Source organism: Streptomyces sp. NPDC041784 (assembly GCF_055591025.1).
Genome location: NZ_JBVJAB010000002.1, coordinates 256,796 through 274,294, shown reverse-complemented (window position 1 = coordinate 274,294; position 17,499 = coordinate 256,796). Strand labels below are relative to the sequence as shown.

Annotated in this window: 14 protein-coding genes; 8 read left to right on the top strand and 6 right to left on the bottom strand. The window is 70.6% G+C overall.

Features of this window, described 5'->3' with window-relative positions:
• Nucleotides 1–63 precede the first annotated feature (63 nt).
• From ACZ6D7_RS04910 to ACZ6D7_RS04890, 5 genes are all read left to right on the top strand, one after another.
• Complete coding sequence (locus ACZ6D7_RS04910) at nt 64–1,539, top strand: TraR/DksA family transcriptional regulator (protein ID WP_469483503.1); 1,476 nt, start codon at nt 64–66, stop codon at nt 1,537–1,539.
• A gap of 67 nt (nt 1,540–1,606) precedes the next feature.
• Nucleotides 1,607–2,206: a signal peptidase II gene (gene lspA, locus ACZ6D7_RS04905; RefSeq protein WP_469483500.1), complete on the top strand. Its 600-nt coding sequence runs from the start codon at nt 1,607–1,609 to the stop codon at nt 2,204–2,206.
• A gap of 46 nt (nt 2,207–2,252) precedes the next feature.
• A complete protein-coding gene (locus ACZ6D7_RS04900) occupies nt 2,253–3,197 on the top strand; it encodes an RluA family pseudouridine synthase (RefSeq protein ID WP_469483499.1) in 945 nt (314 codons plus the stop codon).
• Nucleotides 3,194–3,679, top strand: a complete 486-nt coding sequence (locus tag ACZ6D7_RS04895) for a GNAT family N-acetyltransferase (protein ID WP_469483497.1) — start codon at nt 3,194–3,196, stop codon at nt 3,677–3,679. Before ACZ6D7_RS04900 ends, ACZ6D7_RS04895 begins: the two co-directional genes overlap by 4 nt.
• Before the next feature lie 59 nt (nt 3,680–3,738).
• Nucleotides 3,739–5,322 (top strand): Na+/H+ antiporter, encoded by a 1,584-nt coding sequence (locus ACZ6D7_RS04890; protein ID WP_469483495.1) that lies wholly within the window; start codon nt 3,739–3,741, stop codon nt 5,320–5,322.
• A 107-nt stretch (nt 5,323–5,429) separates the two neighbouring features.
• Here the strand turns inward: ACZ6D7_RS04890 and ACZ6D7_RS04885 are convergent, their stop codons facing one another.
• Nucleotides 5,430–6,542: a mechanosensitive ion channel family protein gene (locus tag ACZ6D7_RS04885; protein WP_469483493.1), complete on the bottom strand. Its 1,113-nt coding sequence runs from the start codon at nt 6,540–6,542 to the stop codon at nt 5,430–5,432.
• A gap of 98 nt (nt 6,543–6,640) precedes the next feature.
• Between ACZ6D7_RS04885 and ACZ6D7_RS04880 the strand changes: the two genes are divergently transcribed.
• On the top strand, nt 6,641–7,210 hold the full coding sequence (locus ACZ6D7_RS04880) for a dienelactone hydrolase family protein (protein ID WP_469483492.1): 570 nt from the start codon (nt 6,641–6,643) through the stop codon (nt 7,208–7,210).
• An 18-nt stretch (nt 7,211–7,228) separates the two neighbouring features.
• Here the strand turns inward: ACZ6D7_RS04880 and ACZ6D7_RS04875 are convergent, their stop codons facing one another.
• The 4 genes from ACZ6D7_RS04875 to ACZ6D7_RS04860 form a co-directional block, all read right to left on the bottom strand.
• Nucleotides 7,229–8,908 carry an alkaline phosphatase D family protein gene (locus ACZ6D7_RS04875; RefSeq protein WP_469483489.1) on the bottom strand — a complete coding sequence of 560 codons (1,680 nt, stop codon included), beginning with the start codon at nt 8,906–8,908 and terminating at the stop codon, nt 7,229–7,231.
• A gap of 102 nt (nt 8,909–9,010) precedes the next feature.
• The gene (locus tag ACZ6D7_RS04870; RefSeq protein WP_469483487.1) at nt 9,011–9,823 is read right to left on the bottom strand and encodes a DsbA family protein; all 813 of its coding nucleotides are present in this window, start codon (nt 9,821–9,823) and stop codon (nt 9,011–9,013) included.
• Nucleotides 9,824–9,960: 137 nt separating this feature from the next.
• Nucleotides 9,961–10,653, bottom strand: a complete 693-nt coding sequence (locus tag ACZ6D7_RS04865) for a hypothetical protein (RefSeq protein ID WP_469483485.1) — start codon at nt 10,651–10,653, stop codon at nt 9,961–9,963.
• A 67-nt stretch (nt 10,654–10,720) separates the two neighbouring features.
• Nucleotides 10,721–12,046 carry a DUF2252 domain-containing protein gene (locus tag ACZ6D7_RS04860; RefSeq protein WP_469483484.1) on the bottom strand — a complete coding sequence of 442 codons (1,326 nt, stop codon included), beginning with the start codon at nt 12,044–12,046 and terminating at the stop codon, nt 10,721–10,723.
• 204 nt (nt 12,047–12,250) lie between these two features.
• Here ACZ6D7_RS04860 and dnaE point away from each other — a divergent pair, with 204 nt between their 5' ends.
• Nucleotides 12,251–15,790, top strand: a complete 3,540-nt coding sequence (gene dnaE / locus ACZ6D7_RS04855; protein ID WP_469483482.1) for a DNA polymerase III subunit alpha — start codon at nt 12,251–12,253, stop codon at nt 15,788–15,790.
• A gap of 84 nt (nt 15,791–15,874) precedes the next feature.
• Here dnaE and ACZ6D7_RS04850 read toward each other — a convergent pair whose 3' ends face one another.
• The gene (locus ACZ6D7_RS04850) at nt 15,875–16,039 is read right to left on the bottom strand and encodes a hypothetical protein (RefSeq protein WP_167797175.1); all 165 of its coding nucleotides are present in this window, start codon (nt 16,037–16,039) and stop codon (nt 15,875–15,877) included.
• A 224-nt stretch (nt 16,040–16,263) separates the two neighbouring features.
• On the opposite strand from ACZ6D7_RS04850, the gene ACZ6D7_RS04845 reads away from it, so the two are divergent.
• Nucleotides 16,264–17,484, top strand: a complete 1,221-nt coding sequence (locus ACZ6D7_RS04845) for an NYN domain-containing protein (RefSeq protein ID WP_469483480.1) — start codon at nt 16,264–16,266, stop codon at nt 17,482–17,484.
• Nucleotides 17,485–17,499: the final 15 nt, after the last annotated feature.

The following is a 17,499-nucleotide window of genomic DNA, read 5'->3' as shown; positions in this document are numbered from 1 at the left end:
AGTCGATTTATCGTCCCAGCACGATTCGCGCGCAAGATCACAGTATGTGAAGGGGCCGCGGCCATGGTGGCGAAAAAGACCGCCGTACAGCAGCCGGCGTCCGGTCGGTCCACGGCTGCCTTCGGCGGTGGTGGGGCCACGGACGCCAAGGCTGTGGGCGGGAGGAAGAACGGTCGGGGTGGGGGCGCCGCGCGTGCCGCCCCGGCGCGGGCCGAGCGGGCGGCGGCGGGCGGGGACTCCTTGAAGGGCGGGTCGGAGGAGGTCGGATCCAGGAACGCGGTGGCCAGGAACGTGGTGGCCAGGGACGGGACGGCCAGGGACGGGGCGGATCTGGAGGGGGTGGGCAGTGAGGCCGTGGCCAGGAATGCGGTGGATCGGGAGGGAGTGGCCCGGGAGGCGGTGGCTGAGATGGCGGTCGGCAAGACGGCGGCTGTGAAGAAGACGGCCGGCAAGAAGGCTGCCGCTGAGAAAGGCGGTTCCGAGAAGGGCGCCGGGAAGAAGGGCGCCGGCAAGAAGAGCGCGGCGAAGAAGAGCGCTGCCAAAGAGGCTGCGGCTGTGGCCAAGGAGACCGTCGGCAAGAAGGCGGCTGCCAAGGAGACGGCTGCCAGGAAGGCCGCGGCCACGGACGTGGCGGCCGATGAACCGACGGCCGGAAAGCCGGCAGCGGTGAAAACGCCTGCCAAGAAGGCCGCCGGCAAGAACGCGACCGCCAAGAAGGCGGCGGCCGGGAAATCGGCGGCCAAGGACACCGAGGCCAAGGACACCGCGTCCGAGAAGCCGGCGGCCACGCCGGTGCCAAGGAAGTCGGCCGCCAAGTCGGCCGCCAAGTCGGCCGCCAAGTCGGCCGCCAAGTCAGCCGCCAAGAAGGCGGTCGCGAAGAAGGCCGTCGCGAAGAAGGCGGCGGCCAAGAAGACGCTCGCCGAGAAGGCGGCGGCCAAGAAGGTCGCCGTCACCGGGAACGCAGGCCGCGCCGAGGGCGTGGCCGCGACGAGGGCGGGAAGGAAGAGCACGGCCAAGAAGGTGGGCGCGGCCTCGGCCGCGGAGCAGACGGGAGCCACGACAGTGGTTGCGAAGAAGACTCCTGGCACGGCCACGGCGGCGAAGACCGCCGTTCCCAAAGCACGCCTCGCCGCGGTGGAGCCCGGCGACCTCGCGGTGCGCCCCGGTGAGGAGCCCTGGACTCCTGAGGAGGTCGAGGAGGCCCGCGCCGAACTGCAGTCCGAGCAGGAACGGCTGCGCACGGAGCTGGCCTCGTCCGAGACCGCTCTCGTGGGCCTGATGCGGGACTCGGGGGACGGCGCCGGGGACGACCAGGCGGACACCGGGACGAAGAACATCACCCGGGAGCACGAGCTGGCGCTGGCCGCCAACGCGCGCGAGATGCTGATCCAGACCGAGCACGCCCTGGAGCGGCTGGACGCGGGCACCTACGGCCTGTGCGAGAACTGCGGCAAGCCCATCGGCAAGGCCAGGATGCAGGCCTTCCCCCGGGCCACGCTGTGTGTCGAGTGCAAGCAGAAGCAGGAGCGGCGGTACTGATCGCGCCGGGGTCGGGAGGCGTGTCGTACCCTCGTCCTCAGTCAGGTACCTAGGTTGAGGGACTCACGTGGCAGAGGCGGAGCGCATCATCGGTACGCCGGACACTCCAGACGCGGCAGGGGCCGAGCCGGAGCAGTCGTCCGGCGCGGACGGCCGGCAGGCCGCCGAGGCACGGCCCCGGGGCAGGCGCCGGATCGCCGTGCTGTTCGCGGTGGCCGCGTTCGCGTACGCCCTCGACCTGATCAGCAAGATGATCGTGGTCGCCAAGCTGGAGCACCATCCGCCGATCGAGGTCATCGGGGACTGGCTGCGGTTCGAGGCCATCCGCAACGCGGGCGCGGCCTTCGGCTTCGGCGAGGCCTTCACGATCATCTTCACGGTGATCGCGGCGGCGGTGATCGTGGTGATCGCGCGGCTGGCCCGCAAGCTGTACAGCCTGCCCTGGGCGATCGCGCTGGGGCTGCTGCTGGGCGGCGCGCTGGGCAACCTCACCGACCGGATCTTCCGTTCGCCGGGGGTGTTCGAGGGCGCGGTGGTGGACTTCATCGCGCCGAAGCACTTCGCGGTCTTCAACCTCGCGGACTCGGCGATCGTCTGCGGCGGCATCCTGATCGTGCTGCTGTCCTTCAAGGGCCTCGACCCCGACGGGACCGTCCACAAGGACTGAGGGGCTTGTTGACGGCGTTGTCGCAGGCGTCCGGCATACTCGACGAGTGAGCACGATTCCCGAGATCCGTACCCTGCCCGTGCCGGACGGCCTGGAGGGCGAGCGCGTCGACGCCGCCATCTCCCGCATGTTCGGCTTCTCCCGTACGAAGGCCGCGGAGCTCGCCGCGGCGGGGAAGGTCTCGGTCGACGGCTCGGTGGTCGGCAAATCCGAGCGGGTGAGCGGCGGGGCCTGGCTGGAGGTCGAGATGCCGCAAGCCCCCGCGCCCGTGCAGATCGTCGCCGAGCCGGTCGAGGGCATGGAGATCGTGCACGACGACGAGGACGTGGTCGTGATCGTCAAGCCGGTCGGCGTGGCGGCGCACCCGTCGCCCGGCTGGAGCGGCCCGACCGTCATCGGCGGTCTGGCGGCCGCCGGCTACCGCATCTCCACCTCCGGTGCCGCCGAGCGCCAGGGCATCGTGCACCGTCTCGACGTCGGCACCTCCGGCCTGATGGTGGTCGCCAAGTCGGAGCGGGCGTACACCTCGCTCAAGCGCCAGTTCAAGGAGCGCACGGTCGACAAGCGCTACCACACGCTCGTCCAGGGCCACCCGGACCCGACCAGCGGCACCATCGACGCCCCCATCGGCCGGCACCCGAACCACGACTACAAGTGGGCCGTCACGGCCGAGGGCAAGCCGTCCGTCACGCACTACGACCTGATCGAGGCGTTCCGCGCGGCCTCCCTGCTGGACGTGAAGCTGGAGACGGGCCGTACGCACCAGATCCGCGTCCACATGGCCGCCCACCGCCACCCCTGCGTCGGTGACCTCACCTACGGTGCCGACCCGACGCTCGCCAAGCGTCTGCGGCTGACCCGCCAGTGGCTGCACGCGGTGCGGCTGGGCTTCGAGCACCCCGGCGACGGGCAGTGGGCGGAGTTCGCCAGCGACTACCCGGCCGACCTCCAGAAGGCCCTGGACCAGGTCCGCGAGGAGACGTACGGATGAGCGGCACACGCGCGTACTCGGTCCGGGTGGCCGAGGACCCCGCCGCCCTGGAGCTGTGCTTCGCGGTGCGCAAGGAGGTCTTCGTCGCCGAGCAGGGCGTCCCCGAGGACCTGGAGTACGACGCGTACGACGCCGGAGCGCTGCACGTGCTGGCGGTGCGGGAGGACGGCGTACCGCTGGGCACCGGGCGGCTGCTGTACGGCCCCGAGGTGGCCGCGGCGAAGACCGGTGGGGATCCGGCGGTCGGGTCGCTCGGGCGGCTCGCCGTGACACGCGAGGCGCGCGGTCTCGGCGTCGGGGTCGCGCTGGTGCGGGCCATCGAGGAGGCGGCACGCGCGCGTGGCCTCGCGGCGGTGGACCTGCACGCGCAGACCCAGGCGCTCGGCTTCTACGAGCGGCTGGGGTACGAGGCGTACGGCCCGGAGGACCTGGAGGCGGGGATTCCGCACCGCTCCATGCGGCGTTCGCTCCAGGGGTGGTGAGGCATGCGACGCTGGACGGCTGGATGTTCTTGATCGTCTAGACGCCCGGAGCGCCGCCCGTGGACCAGCTGGCCCTGTTGTTCGTGCTGTTGCTCGGGGCCGTGGTGAGCGTCCCGGTCGGGGACCGCTTCGGGCTGCCGTCCCCGGTGCTGATGACCCTGCTGGGGATCGTCCTCGCGGTGCTCGAATTCGTGCCCAACGTGGACATCCCGCCCGACCTGATCCTGCCGCTGGTGCTGCCGCCGCTGCTCTACGCGGCCGTACGGCGCACCTCGTGGCGGCAGTTCACGGCCAACAAACGGCCGATCTTCCTGCTGGCCGTGGCGCTGGTGTTCGTCACGACGGTCTGCGTGGCCGCCGTCGCGCACGCGGTGGTGCCCGGGCTGCCCCTGGCCGCGGCCGTCGCGCTGGGCGCCCTGGTCGCGCCGCCCGACCCGGTGGCCGCGACCGCCGTCGCCGGGCAGCTGGGGCTGCCCCGCCGGCTCGTCTCCATCCTTGAGGGCGAGGGGCTGTTCAACGACGTCACCGCCATCGTGCTGTACCACGTGGCGATCGCCGCCGTCGTCAGCGGGGAGTTCGCGGCCGGCGAGGCCGCGCTCGAACTGGTGCTGTCCGCCGTGGTCGCGGTCGCCGTGGGCGTCGGGCTCGGGTGGGGCGCCAACAGAGTGCTCGATCTGCTCGGGGACGCGACCCTTCAGATCGGGCTCACCCTGCTGGTGCCGTACGCGGCGTACGTGCTGGCCGAGGAGTTGCACGGGTCGGGTGTGCTGGCCGTGCTGATGTGCGCGCTCTTCCTCGCGGAGTACGCGACCGACCCCGACGACGTGCTGACCCGGCTCGCCGGGCACGCCTTCTGGGACATCGTCGACACGCTCGTGACGGGGGTCGCGTTCGGACTCATCGGCCTGGAGCTGCACAACGCGATCCGTACGGCGTCCGGGCGGTGGGGCGAGATGCTCGGCTGGGCGGGGATCGTGCTGGTCGTGGTGGTCCTCGTACGGCTGGTGTGGCTGCTGCCTGCGACCTGGCTGACGAAACGGCTGCACGCGCGGCGGGACTACGAGGACATCCCGATGAGCTGGCGGGAGACCGTGATCATGTGGTGGTCGGGGATGCGCGGGGTGGTGTCGGTGGCGCTGGCGCTCGCGATTCCGCTGCGGACGGACGCGGGGGATCCGTTTCCCGACCGGGACGAGATCGTCTTCATCGCCTTCGGGGTGATCATGGGGACGCTGGTGGTGCAGGGGCTGACGCTGCCGTGGCTGGTGAGGCGGCTGGGGGTGCGGGCCGACACCGAGCGGGAGAAGGAGTTCGAGCGGGAGCTGGCGGTGCGGGCGGCGAAGGCGGCGAAGCGGAGGCTGCGGGAGATCGAGGCGGCGGAGGAACTGCCGGAGGAACTGTCCGAGCAGATGCTGCGGCGGGCCTTCGAGATCGGGGTGCGGATCAGTCCCGAGATGGGCGAGGAGGAGCGGCGGGAGGGGCACGAGCAGCGGGTGCGGAGGCTGAAGCGGGTGCGGCGGATCCAGGGGGAGATGCTGAGCGCGGCGCGGCACGAGGTGCTGGCGGCGCGGAGCGAGGCGGGGGCGGATCCGGAGGTGGTGGACCGGGTGCTGCGGCAGCTGGACGTCCGCAGCCTGCGGTGAGCCGCCCCCTGCCCCAGCTTTCGGTGAGCCGCCCCCGCCTCAGCCTTCGGTGAACCGCTCCCCACCCCAGCCTTCGGTGAACCGCCCCCCTCCTTCGGGCGCACCGGTCAGCGGCCCGCCCGCGGCGGCTCGTGGGCGCGGCGGGGCGCCCCGTCGGGGGAGGACGACGGGCCGGGGACCCGGCCCGGGGGCAGCGCCGCGTCCGCCGTGTTGACCCGCGGGAGCGCGTACGGGTGCTCCTTGGCCAGCCAGCGGATCATCTCCTCGCGGACCGTGACCCGCACCTTCCAGATGTCGTCGGCGTCCTTCGCCGTCACCAGGGCCCGCACCTGCATGGTGTTGGGAGTGGTGTCCGTCACGTCCAGACCGCAGGCGCGGCCGTCCCAGGCCGGGCACGCGCGCAGGATGTCGCGCAGCTTCTCGCGCATCGCCTCCACCGGGGCGGTGTGGTCCACGTGCCAGTAGACGATGCCGGTCATCTGCGGGGTGCCCCGCGACCAGTTCTCGAACGGCTTCGACGTGAAGTACGACACCGGCATGGTGATCCGGCGCTCGTCCCACGTCCGGACCGTCAGGAAGGTCAGGGTGATCTCCTCGACCGTGCCCCACTCGCCGTCCACCACGACCGTGTCGCCGATGCGCACCATGTCGCCGAAGGCGATCTGGAGCCCGGCGAACATGTTGCTGAGCGTCGACTGGGCGGCCACACCGGCGACGATGCCGAGGATGCCGGCCGAGGCCAGCAGCGAGGCGCCCGCCGCCCGCATGGCCGGGAACGTCAGCAGCATCGCCGCCACCGCCACCACCCCGACGACGGCCGCCACCACCCGCATGATCAGCGACACCTGGGTCCGCACCCGCCGCACCCGGGCGGGGTCGCGGTGGGCGCGCGCATAGCGGGAGTACGTGGTCTCGACGACCGCGGCCGCGATCCGGATCACCAGCCAGGCCGCCGAGCCGATCAGCACCAGGGTGAGCGTCCGGCCGATGCCGACACGGTGGTCCTCCAGCAGCTGCGCCTGGTCGTACGAGCCTCTCAGCAGGGCCGCGCACAGCACCAGTTGGTACGGGATCCGGCCGCGCCGCAGCAGACCCCACAAGGGGGTCTCACCGTGCCGGGCGTCGGCCTTGCGCAGCAGAAGGTCGGTGGCCCAGCCGATGAGCAGTGTCAGCACGACCGAGCCGCCGACCACGATCACGGGTCGGAGCAGATTCTCCATGCCAACGAACGTAACCGGGACGGCGGGGTCCTGAACATGTGAGTTCTGTGCAGAGACGTGCGCACGGCGTTGTCAGTGCCGGCTGGCACCATGGGCGCATGAACATCATGCTCTTTCACTCGACCTTCGGCCTGCGGCCCGCGGTGCGCGACGCGGCGGACCGGCTGCGCGCCGCCGGGCACGAGGTGTGGACGCCCGACCTCTTCGAGGGGCGCACGTTCGACACGGTCGAGGAGGGCATGGCCCACAACACGCAGGTCGGCAAGGACGAGTTGCTGAGAAGAGCCGTGCTGGCCGCCGCGCCCTATTCGGAACGAGGGCTGGTGTACGCCGGGTTCTCGCTGGGCGCGTCGATCGCGCAGACGCTCGCCCTCGGCGACGCCAAGGCGCGCGGCCTGCTGCTCCTGCACGGCACCTCCGACCTCGCGCCGAACGTCTCGGTGGACGGGCTGCCGGTGCAGCTGCACGTGGCCGAGCCGGACCCGTTCGAGACGGACGACTGGCTGAGCGCCTGGTACCTCCAGATGGGCAGAGCGGGCGCCGACGTGGAGATCTACCGGTACGCGGGCGCCGGTCACCTGTACACCGACCCCGGCCTGCCGGACTACGACGAGGAGGCCGCCGAGGCCACCTGGCGGGTGGCCCTCGGCTTCCTCGACACGCTCTAGACCGGCTCGGACGCGAGCCTAGACCGGGTCGTAGGTGCGCTCCACCTTCTGCGTGCCGCTGCGCGTGCGGTACGAGCGGTACCAGGAGGAGGTCGCGGTGGCCTTGGTGCGGTCGGACACCACGTAGTAGTCCATCTGCGCGCGGGCGGCGGTGATGTCCAGCACGCCGTAGCCGTGGCGGTCCGTGTCCACCCAGTGCACATGCCGGTTCGCGGCCCGGATGAGCGGGGAGGCGATCGCGGTGAGGGTGCCCTCGGGGACCTTCACCATGTCGTCGAGGTTGTCGGAGGTCACCGAGGTGACCACGAACTCCGTGGCGGCCGAGGCGGACAGCGGGTACGTCCCGGCGTCCACGGGCACGTCGTTGGCCCACGCCATGTGGATGTCACCGGTCAGGAAGACGGTGTTGCCGATGGCGTTCGAGCGCAGATGGGCCAGGAGTTCGCGGCGGTCGTCGGTGTAGCCGTCCCACTGGTCGGTGTTGAGGGCGATGCCCTCCTGGGGCAGGCCGAGCAGCTTGGCGAGCGGCTTGAACAGGTCCGCGGAGAGCGAACCTATGGCGAACGGCGAGATCATCACCGAGTTGCCGACCAGCCGCCAGGTGGTGTCGGAGGACTTCAGCCCGGCCTTCAGCCAGTCGAGCTGGGCGCGGCCGGTGAGCGTGCGGTCCGGGTCGTCGACGGTGCCGTTGCCGACGCCGACCTGCTGGGAGCGGAAGGAGCGCAGGTCCAGCAGGGAGAGGTCGGCCAGCTTGCCGAAGCGCAGTCGCCGGTAGGTGGTGCCGGCGATCGCCGGGCGGACCGGCATCCACTCGAAGTAGGCCTGCTTGGCGGCCGCCTGACGGGCCGCCCAGGTGCCCTCGGCGCCCTCGGTGTGGTTCTCCGCGCCGCCCGACCAGGCGTCGTTGGCTATCTCGTGGTCGTCCCAGATCGCGACGACCGGCGCCTTGGCGTGCAGGGCCTGGAGGTCCGGGTCGGTCTTGTACTTGCCGTGCCGGGTGCGGTAGTCGGCGAGCGTGAGGATCTCGTGGGCGGGCGAGGTCTGCCGTACGACGGTGCCGCGCGTGCCGTACTGGCCGGTGCCGTACTCGTAGATGTAGTCGCCGAGGTGCAGCCAGGCGTCCAGGTCGCCGCGGGCGGCGAGGTGGCGGTACGAGGAGAAGTAACCGGCTTCCCAGTTGGCGCAGGAGACCACGCCGAAGCGCAGGCCCGTGACGGCCGCGTCCGCCGCCGGCGCGGTGCGGGTGCGCGCCACCGGGGAGTCGGTGCCGCCCGAGGAGAAGCGGAACCAGTAGTCGGTGGCCGGGGCGAGGCCGCGGACGTCGGCCTTCACGGTGTGGTCGGAGGCGGCGGTCGCGGTGATGGAGCCCTTCGCCACGATGTTCGTCAGCGCCTTGTCCCGGGCGACGACCCAGTCGACCTGGGTGTCCGGGCCGAGCCCGGAGCCGGGGGTCGCCTCGGCGGTGGGCGTGACCCGCGTCCACAGCAGGACGCCGTCGGGCAGGGGGTCGCCGGAGGCGAGGCCGTGCAGGAACGCGGGGGCTTCGGCGGCCCGGGCGGGGAAGGCGGCGGCGAGCGGGCCGGCCAGTACGGCGGTGGCGGCCGCGGCCTTGACGACCGTACGGCGGCGCGGCGACAGCGAGTTGGGGCGCTCGGAAGGGGCGCCGGCGCTTTCGGATGATCTGTATCGACTGGTCACGGGCGATCAGATTACTGACCAGTAAGACGAAAGAGCAGGCGAACTCGCAAAAGTTCGCCTGCTCTTCGACCGCGCGTCGGTTCAGACGCGGTTCACGGTGGGTCAGGCCTTGAGGGCCGCGTCGATCGCCGTGGTGAAGTCGGCCACCGTCATCGGCGCGTTCTTCCCGTCGGCGCCGGTCAGCGCCTTGCCGTCCATCTGCAGGGTCGGCGTGCCCGTGACACCGCTCTTGTCGAAGGTCTCGGACATCTCCAGCGCCCAGCGGTCGAAGGTGCCGTCCTTCACCGCGTTCTGGAACTTGGCGTTGCCCTTCAGCGCCGAGACGGTGTCCGCCACCTCGATCAGGTAGGAGTCGTCCTTGAACTTGTCGTCGGACTCCTCCGGGTGCCACTTCGCCGAGTACAGCGCGGTCTTGTACTCCAGGAACGCCTCGGGGCTGACGTTCAGCGCGGCGCCCAGGGCGCTCAGCGCGTTCTTGGAGCCCTCGCCCGTCAGGCTGCGGTCGAGGAAGGTGGCGCCGACGAACTGGATCTTGAACTTGCCGTCGTCGTAGTCCTTGGCCACCGTGGCGCCGACGGTCTGCTCGAACTGGGCGCAGACGGGGCAGCGCGGGTCCTCGTACATCACGAGGGTCTTCTTGGCGGTGCTCTTGCCCATGACGACGGTCGTGCCGTTCGTGCCGCTGGTGTTGGCCGGCTTGACCAGCTTGGCGGTCTTGGCCTCCTCCCAGTAGGTCGGCTGGTTGGCCTGGACGACCGCGTAGCCTATGCCGCCGGCCGCGGCCAGGACGCCGACCGCCGAGGCGGCGACGATGATCTGGCGCTTGGCCTTGGCCCGCTTGGCCTGGCGCTCGCGTTCGATGCGCAGCCGCTCCCGGGCCGCCGTCTTCGCCGCCTGGGTGTTCCGCTTGCTCATGTCGGTGATCTCCATCGGGGACGCGCACAGTCGTGCGCGGGGGATGCGTGTGAGGAACTGCTCGTGCTCGGTGCCGGGTGCGGCCCTGGGGCCGTGGTGCGGCAGGTGTCGCCGTGGGGCGCCAGGGCGGACAGGCCCTAGGCGAGGGCGGCCGGGCGCGGCGGGCCGCGGCGTCCGAGGGAGTGCACGAGGAGCAGGATTCGGGCGGTGGCCGTACGGTGCGCGGGCCGCGGCAGGCGGCGGGCCGCCGGGGCGCGTCGTCCGGTCACGGCGGCGACGGCCACCAGCAGGGGCCGGAACGTGGTCGCGCCGGCCGCCCGCAGCAGCTGGGCCAGCGCCCGCTCGCCCCGGCGCAGCCAGGCGGCGGCGATCAGACCGACACAGACATGGGCGCCCAGCAGCAGCCAGGCGGTGGCCGGGTCGGCGTGGGCCAGCAGCCCGCCGAGCCGGTCGGGGTCGGTGCCGGTGACCCGGGCCAGCGGGGTGCCGATCCGGGTGCCGTCGCCGCACAGCACGTCCCAGCCGACGGAGGCCAGGGGCCCGGCGACCGGGCCGCCGGCGCGGCCGTAACAGACGTGCTGGCCGGTGGTGAAGAGGGTGTCGGCCGCCAGCTCCAGCGGGATCAGCAGGGCGGCGATCCGCCCGAAGCCGCGCTCGCGGCCGGCGAGGGCGTACGCGAGCAGGAACACGGCGGCCGTGACGGCGGCCACCGTGTTGAGCGGCAGCGGGGCCCGGGACAGCAGAACGTGCGACGCGGTGCTGAGCGTCACGACGAGTGCCGTGAACAGTGCCGCGCGCACGGCTCTGAGTCGGGTCCCGGATATGTCCATAGCAGCAGAGAGTGTGTCACGTGCTCCGGTAAGAGACCCCTAAAGAGTCCCTGTGAGGAGCGGACCGTTAGAGACCCGGAATCCGGCCGTTGCGGAACAGGTCCACGAAGATCTGGTGGTCCGCACGCGCGCGTGCGCCGTAGCGGTGCGCGAAGTCCACCAGCATCGGCGCGAAGGCATCCTCGTCGGCCGCGATGGCCGCGTCGATGGCGCGCTCCGTGGAGAACGGCACCAGGGACTCGCCGGAGGTGTCGTCCGCCGCCGCGTGCATGGTGGCCGTGGCCCGGCCCAGGTCGGCGACGACGCCGGCGATCTCCTCCGGGTCGTCGATGTCGCCCCAGTCCAGGTCGACCGCGTACGGCGAGACCTCGGCGACCAGCTGGCCCGCGCCGTCCAGCTCGGTCCAGCCGAGCCACGGGTCGGCGTGCGCCTGGAGGGCGCGCTGGGAGATCACCGTGCGGTGGCCCTCGTGCTGGAAGTAGTCACGGATCGCCGGGTCGGTGATGTGCCGGGAGACGGCCGGGGTCTGGGCCTGCTTGATGTAGATCACCACGTCGTTCTCCAGGGCGTCGCTGTGGCCCTCCAGGAGGATGTTGTACGACGGGAGCCCGGCCGAGCCGATACCGATGCCGCGCCGCCCGACGACGTCCTTCACGCGGTAGGAGTCGGGGCGGGTCAGGGAGGTCTCCGGCAGTGTCTCCAGATAGCCGTCGAAGGCCGCGAGGACCTTGTAGCGGGTGGCCGCGTCCAGCTCGATCGAGCCGCCGCCGGGGGCGAAGCGGCGCTCGAAGTCACGGATCTCGGTCATCGACTCCAGCAGCCCGAAGCGGGTGAGCGAGCGGGCGTCACGCAGCGCGTCCAGCAGCGGGCCCTGCGCGGTGTCCAGGGTGAAGGGCGGCACCTCGTCGCTCTTGGCGCCGGCGGCCAGGGCGTGGACGCGCTCGCGGTACGCGCCCGCGTACACCTCCACCAGCTCGGTGATCTGGTCGTCGCCGAGCGCCTTCGCGTACCCGATGAGCGCCACCGAGGCCGCGAAACGCTTGAGGTCCCAGGTGAAGGGGCCGACGTACGCCTCGTCGAAGTCGTTGACGTTGAAGATCAGCCGGCCCTGGGAGTCCATGTACGTGCCGAAGTTCTCCGCGTGCAGGTCGCCGTGGATCCACACGCGCGAGGTGCGCTCGTCCAGGAACGGGCCGCCGCGCTTCTCCTCGTCCAGGTCGTGGTAGAAGAGGGCCGCCGTGCCCCGGTAGAACGCGAACGCCGAGGCCGCCATCTTCCGGAACTTCACGCGGAACGCGGCCGGGTCGGCGGCCAGGAGCTCGCCGAACGCGGTGTCGAAGACGGCGAGGATCTCCTCGCCGCGAGGCTCGTCGTTGAGCTGCGGAACCGACATCGCTGGGTGCCTCCTGGTGCATGACATGTACGACAGCGTTTCTGTCGTCTTCAACGGGCGGGGCCGCACGAAAGTGCCCACGACCCCCGCTGTGAAGGTACGCGTGGGAGGCCGCCGAGTGTCAGTGGCGAGGCATAGACTTCGACGCTGACCCCCGGACTGTCCGCCCCCCTGTCGTCGAGCGTTTCCCTTGGAGGCCACGCCGTGTCGAAGCCGCCGTTCACGCACCTGCACGTCCACACCCAGTACTCGCTGCTGGACGGTGCCGCGCGGCTGAAGGACATGTTCAACGCGTGCAACGAGATGGGCATGACCCATATCGCCATGTCCGACCACGGCAACCTCCACGGGGCGTATGACTTCTTCCACACCGCGAAGAAGGCCGGGGTCACCCCGATCATCGGGATCGAGGCGTATGTCGCCCCCGAGTCGCGGCGCAACAAGCGCAAGATCCAGTGGGGCCAGCCGCACCAGAAGCGCGACGACGTCTCCGGCTCCGGCGGCTACACCCACAAGACGATCTGGGCGGCGAACGCGACGGGCCTGCACAACCTCTTCCGCCTCTCCTCGGACGCGTACGCCGAGGGCTGGCTCCAGAAGTGGCCCCGGATGGACAAGGAGACCATCGCCCAGTGGTCCGAGGGGCTCATCGCCTCCACCGGCTGCCCCTCCGGCGAGCTCCAGACCCGGCTGCGCCTCGGGCAGTTCGACGAGGCGCTGAAGGCCGCCGCCGACTACCAGGACATCTTCGGCAAGGACCGCTACTTCCTGGAGCTGATGGACCACGGCATCGAGATCGAGCACCGGGTCCGTGACGGCCTCCTGGAGATCGGCAAGAAGCTCGGCATCCCGCCGCTGGTGACGAACGACTCGCACTACACCTACGCGCACGAGGCGACCGCGCACGACGCGCTGCTGTGCATCCAGACCGGCAAGAACCTCTCCGACCCCGACCGCTTCAAGTTCGACGGCACCGGCTACTACCTGAAGTCCACGGACGAGATGTACGCCATCGACTCCTCGGACGCCTGGCAGGAGGGCTGTGCCAACACCCTCCTGGTGGCCGAGCAGATCGACACCACCGGCATGTTCGAGGCCAAGAACCTCATGCCGAAGTTCGACATCCCGGACGGCTACACCGAGGTCACCTGGTTCAAGGAGGAGGTCCGCCGCGGCATGGAGCGCCGCTTCCCGGGCGGCATCCCCGACGACCGGCAGAAGCAGGTCGACTACGAGATGGACGTCATCATCCAGATGGGGTTCCCGGGCTACTTCCTCGTCGTCGCCGACTTCATCATGTGGGCCAAGAACAACGGCATCGCGGTGGGCCCCGGCCGAGGCTCCGCGGCCGGTTCGATCGTCGCGTACGCCATGGGCATCACCGACCTCGACCCGATCCCGCACGGCCTGATCTTCGAGCGGTTCCTCAACCCCGAGCGCGTCTCCATGCCCGATGTCGACATCGACTTCGACGAGCGCCGGCGCGTCGAGGTGATCCGGTACGTGACGGAGAAGTACGGCTCCGACAAGGTCGCCATGATCGGCACGTACGGCAAGATCAAGGCCAAGAACGCGATCAAGGACTCCGCGCGCGTGCTGGGCTACCCGTACGCCATGGGAGACCGCCTCACCAAGGCCATGCCCGCCGACGTCCTCGGCAAGGGCATCGACCTCAACGGCATCACCGACCCCTCGCACCCCCGCTACAGCGAGGCGGGCGAGATCCGCTCGATGTACGAGAACGAGCCGGACGTCAAGAAGGTCATCGACACCGCCAAGGGCGTCGAGGGTCTGGTCCGGCAGATGGGTGTGCACGCGGCCGGCGTGATCATGTCCAGCGAGCCCATCGTCGACCACGCCCCCATCTGGGTGCGGCACACGGACGGCGTGACCATCACGCAGTGGGACTACCCGCAGTGCGAGTCGCTCGGCCTGCTGAAGATGGACTTCCTCGGCCTGCGCAACCTGACGATCATGGACGACGCCGTCAAGATGGTGAAGTCCAACAAGGGCATCGACCTCGACCTGCTGGCCCTGCCGCTGGACGATCCGAAGACCTTCGAACTGCTCCAGCGCGGCGAGACTCTCGGCGTCTTCCAGTTCGACGGCGGCCCCATGCGCTCGCTGCTGCGCCTGATGAAGCCCGACAACTTCGAAGACATCTCCGCCGTCTCCGCGCTCTACCGTCCGGGCCCGATGGGCATGGACTCGCACACCAACTACGCGCTGCGCAAGAACAAGCTCCAGGAGATCACCCCGATCCACAAGGAGCTGGAGGAGCCCCTCGAAGAGGTCCTCGCCGTCACCTACGGCCTGATCGTCTACCAGGAGCAGGTGCAGAAGGCCGCCCAGATCATCGCCGGTTACTCGCTCGGCGAGGCCGACATCCTGCGCCGCGTGATGGGCAAGAAGAAGCCCGACGAGCTGGCGAAGAACTTCACCATCTTCCAGGCCGGCGCCAAGAAGAACGGCTACAGCGACGAGGCCATCCAGGCCCTGTGGGACGTCCTGGTCCCGTTCGCCGGCTACGCCTTCAACAAGGCCCACTCGGCCGCGTACGGACTGGTCTCGTACTGGACCGCCTACCTGAAGGCGAACCACCCCGCCGAGTACATGGCCGGGCTGCTCACGTCGGTCAAGGACGACAAGGACAAGTCGGCCGTCTACCTCAACGAGTGCCGGCGCATGGGCATCAAGGTGCTCCCGCCGAACGTCAACGAGTCGGTGCACAACTTCGCCGCGCAGGGCGACGACGTGATCCTCTTCGGCCTCGAAGCCGTGCGCAACGTCGGCACGAACGTGGTGGAGTCGATCATCAGGAGCCGCAAGGCCAAGGGCAAGTACGGCTCCTTCCCCGACTACCTCGACAAGGTCGAGGCGGTCGCCTGCAACAAGCGCACCACGGAATCGCTGATCAAGGCGGGCGCGTTCGACACCCTGGGGCACACCCGCAAGGGCCTCACCGCGCACTTCGAGCCGATGATCGACAACGTGGTCGCGGTCAAGCGCAAGGAGGCCGAGGGCCAGTTCGACCTCTTCGGCGGCATGGGCGAGGAGGAGACCAGCGAGCCCGGCTTCGGCCTGGACGTCGTCTTCACCGACGACGAGTGGGACAAGACCTATCTGCTCGCGCAGGAGCGCGAGATGCTCGGTCTGTACGTCTCCGACCACCCGCTGTTCGGCCTGGAGCACGTGCTGTCCGACAAGGCGGACGCGGGCATCGCCCAGCTCACCGGAGGTGAGCACGCGGACGGCGCGGTCGTCACCATCGGCGGCATCATCTCCGGCCTCCAGCGCAAGATGACCAAGCAGGGCAACGCCTGGGCGATCGCCACCGTGGAGGACCTCGCGGGCTCCATCGAATGCATGTTCTTCCCGGCGACCTACCAGCTCGTCTCGACCCAACTCGTCGAGGACGCCGTGGTCTTCGTCAAGGGCCGCCTCGACAAGCGCGAGGACGTCCCCCGGCTCGTCGCGATGGAGCTGGCGGTGCCCGACCTGTCCAACGCGGGCACCAACGCGCCGGTGATCCTCACCATCCCGGCCACCCGGGTCACCCCGCCGATGGTCAGCCGCCTCAACGAGATCCTCACCCACCACAGGGGCGACAGCGAGGTCCGGATCAAGCTCCAGGGCCCGACCAGGACGACCGTGCTGCGTCTGGACCGCCACCGGGTCAAGCCCGACCCGGCGCTGTTCGGTGACCTGAAGGTGCTGCTCGGCCCGTCCTGCCTGGCGGGCTGAGACCGTCGCCATGTACGAGGGGCGCATCCGGTTGTGGATGCGCCCCTCGGTGTGTCCGGGCTGCAACAGCCCGTCACCCGGCTGTCAGTTGTGGCCGAAGCGCTTCTGCCGGCCCTTGCGGGCGACGTCGGCGGGTGTCACCTGGGAGAGCCGCTGCTCGGCCTGGTCCTGCATCGAGGACTGCTGGGCCTGCTGCTGACCACGCTCGGACTGCGGCTGTTTACGGTCCTGCTTCTTGTTCTTGGCCATGGGGATCTGCCTCCTGCGGGGGATGTAGGGGCCAGGGCCGGGACCAGATTCACATACGCTGAGCTAAGGCGCATTTCGGATAATTACCGTCTGTGACAGGGGTTCTCGGAGCGCATCGACTCGAAACGCCACGCCGAAGATCGAGTTCGGGCCGTTAACCTCCGCGCGGTCGGGCAGACTCGAAGGAAGCCCGAAGCAAACCTCCCGGGAAGAGGGTGAGTCGTGTGGACCGCTGCATCGTCCTGGTGGACGCCGGGTATCTGCTGGGGGCCGCCGCGAGTCTCCTCGCCGGAGAACCCTCGCGCTCCCGGATCACCGTCGACCACTCCGCCCTCGTCCAGGGCCTGCGCGAACAGGCCGAGTCCGACACCGAGCGGCCACTGCTGCGCATCTACTGGTTCGACGGCGCCCCCGACCGCGTCCCCCAGCCGGAACACCGCAGGCTGCGCGTGATGCCCCGGGTCACCGTCCGCCTCGGCGCCCTGACCCGCAGCGACGGCCGCTGGGCGCAGAAGGGCGTGGACGCCGCCATGCACGCCGAGCTGACCGAGCTGGCCCGCAACCGCGCCTGCTCGGACGTCGTCCTCGTGACCGGCGACGGCGATCTGCTGCCCGGCATGATGGCCGCCAAGGAGCACGGCGTCGCCGTCCACCTGTGGGCCGTCCAGGCCGCCGACGGCGACTACAACCAGTCCGAGGACCTCGTCGCCGAGGCCGACGAGCGGCGCGTCCTGGACCGTACGTGGATCACCAAGGCCGTCCGCGCCAAGGAGATGGGCGGGGTGTGCGCGCCGCCGCCCGCGCCCCGGCCCGAGATCGTCTCGATCCTCTCCGCACCGCTGCCCGACACCGGCCTCGCCCCGGCCGCCGAGCGGACCGCCGAGGAGGGCGAGCACAGCGCCGTCGCGCCCGGCACCGAGAACGGCGCGCCGGAGCGCGTCCCCGCCGCCAAGGGCGTACCGACCCCCAAGGACCTGGCCGCCCTGCGCGCGCCCGGCGCCCATCCGGCCCAGCACCCCGCCACCGCGACCCTGCGCTGGTCCTCCGACAAGGGCTGGGTCGACCGCCCCGGCACCGCCGCCGAACCGCCCGAGGTCGCCTCGATGCCGACGCTGGCCCAGCTCACCACGGCCGAACAGCGCTGGGCCGACCGCGAGGAGGACATCACCACCGTCGGCGGCGACCCCTACGAGGTGGGGCAGGTGTTCGCCCGGCGCTGGATGGGGCGCCTCGGCGACCAGGGCCATTTCCAGAAGCTGTCGGGCATGTACCCGCGCATCCCGCACCGCATCGACGGCGAGCTGCTGCGCTACGCCGCCCGCTTCGGACTGCTCGCCCACAAGGACGATCAGATCGACGAGCACGACCGCTACGCCATCCGGGCGGGCTTCTGGCGGGAGATCGACGTACGGACGGCCGCCGAGCACGCGCCCGCGGGGGACTGAACCGGGCGCGCGGGC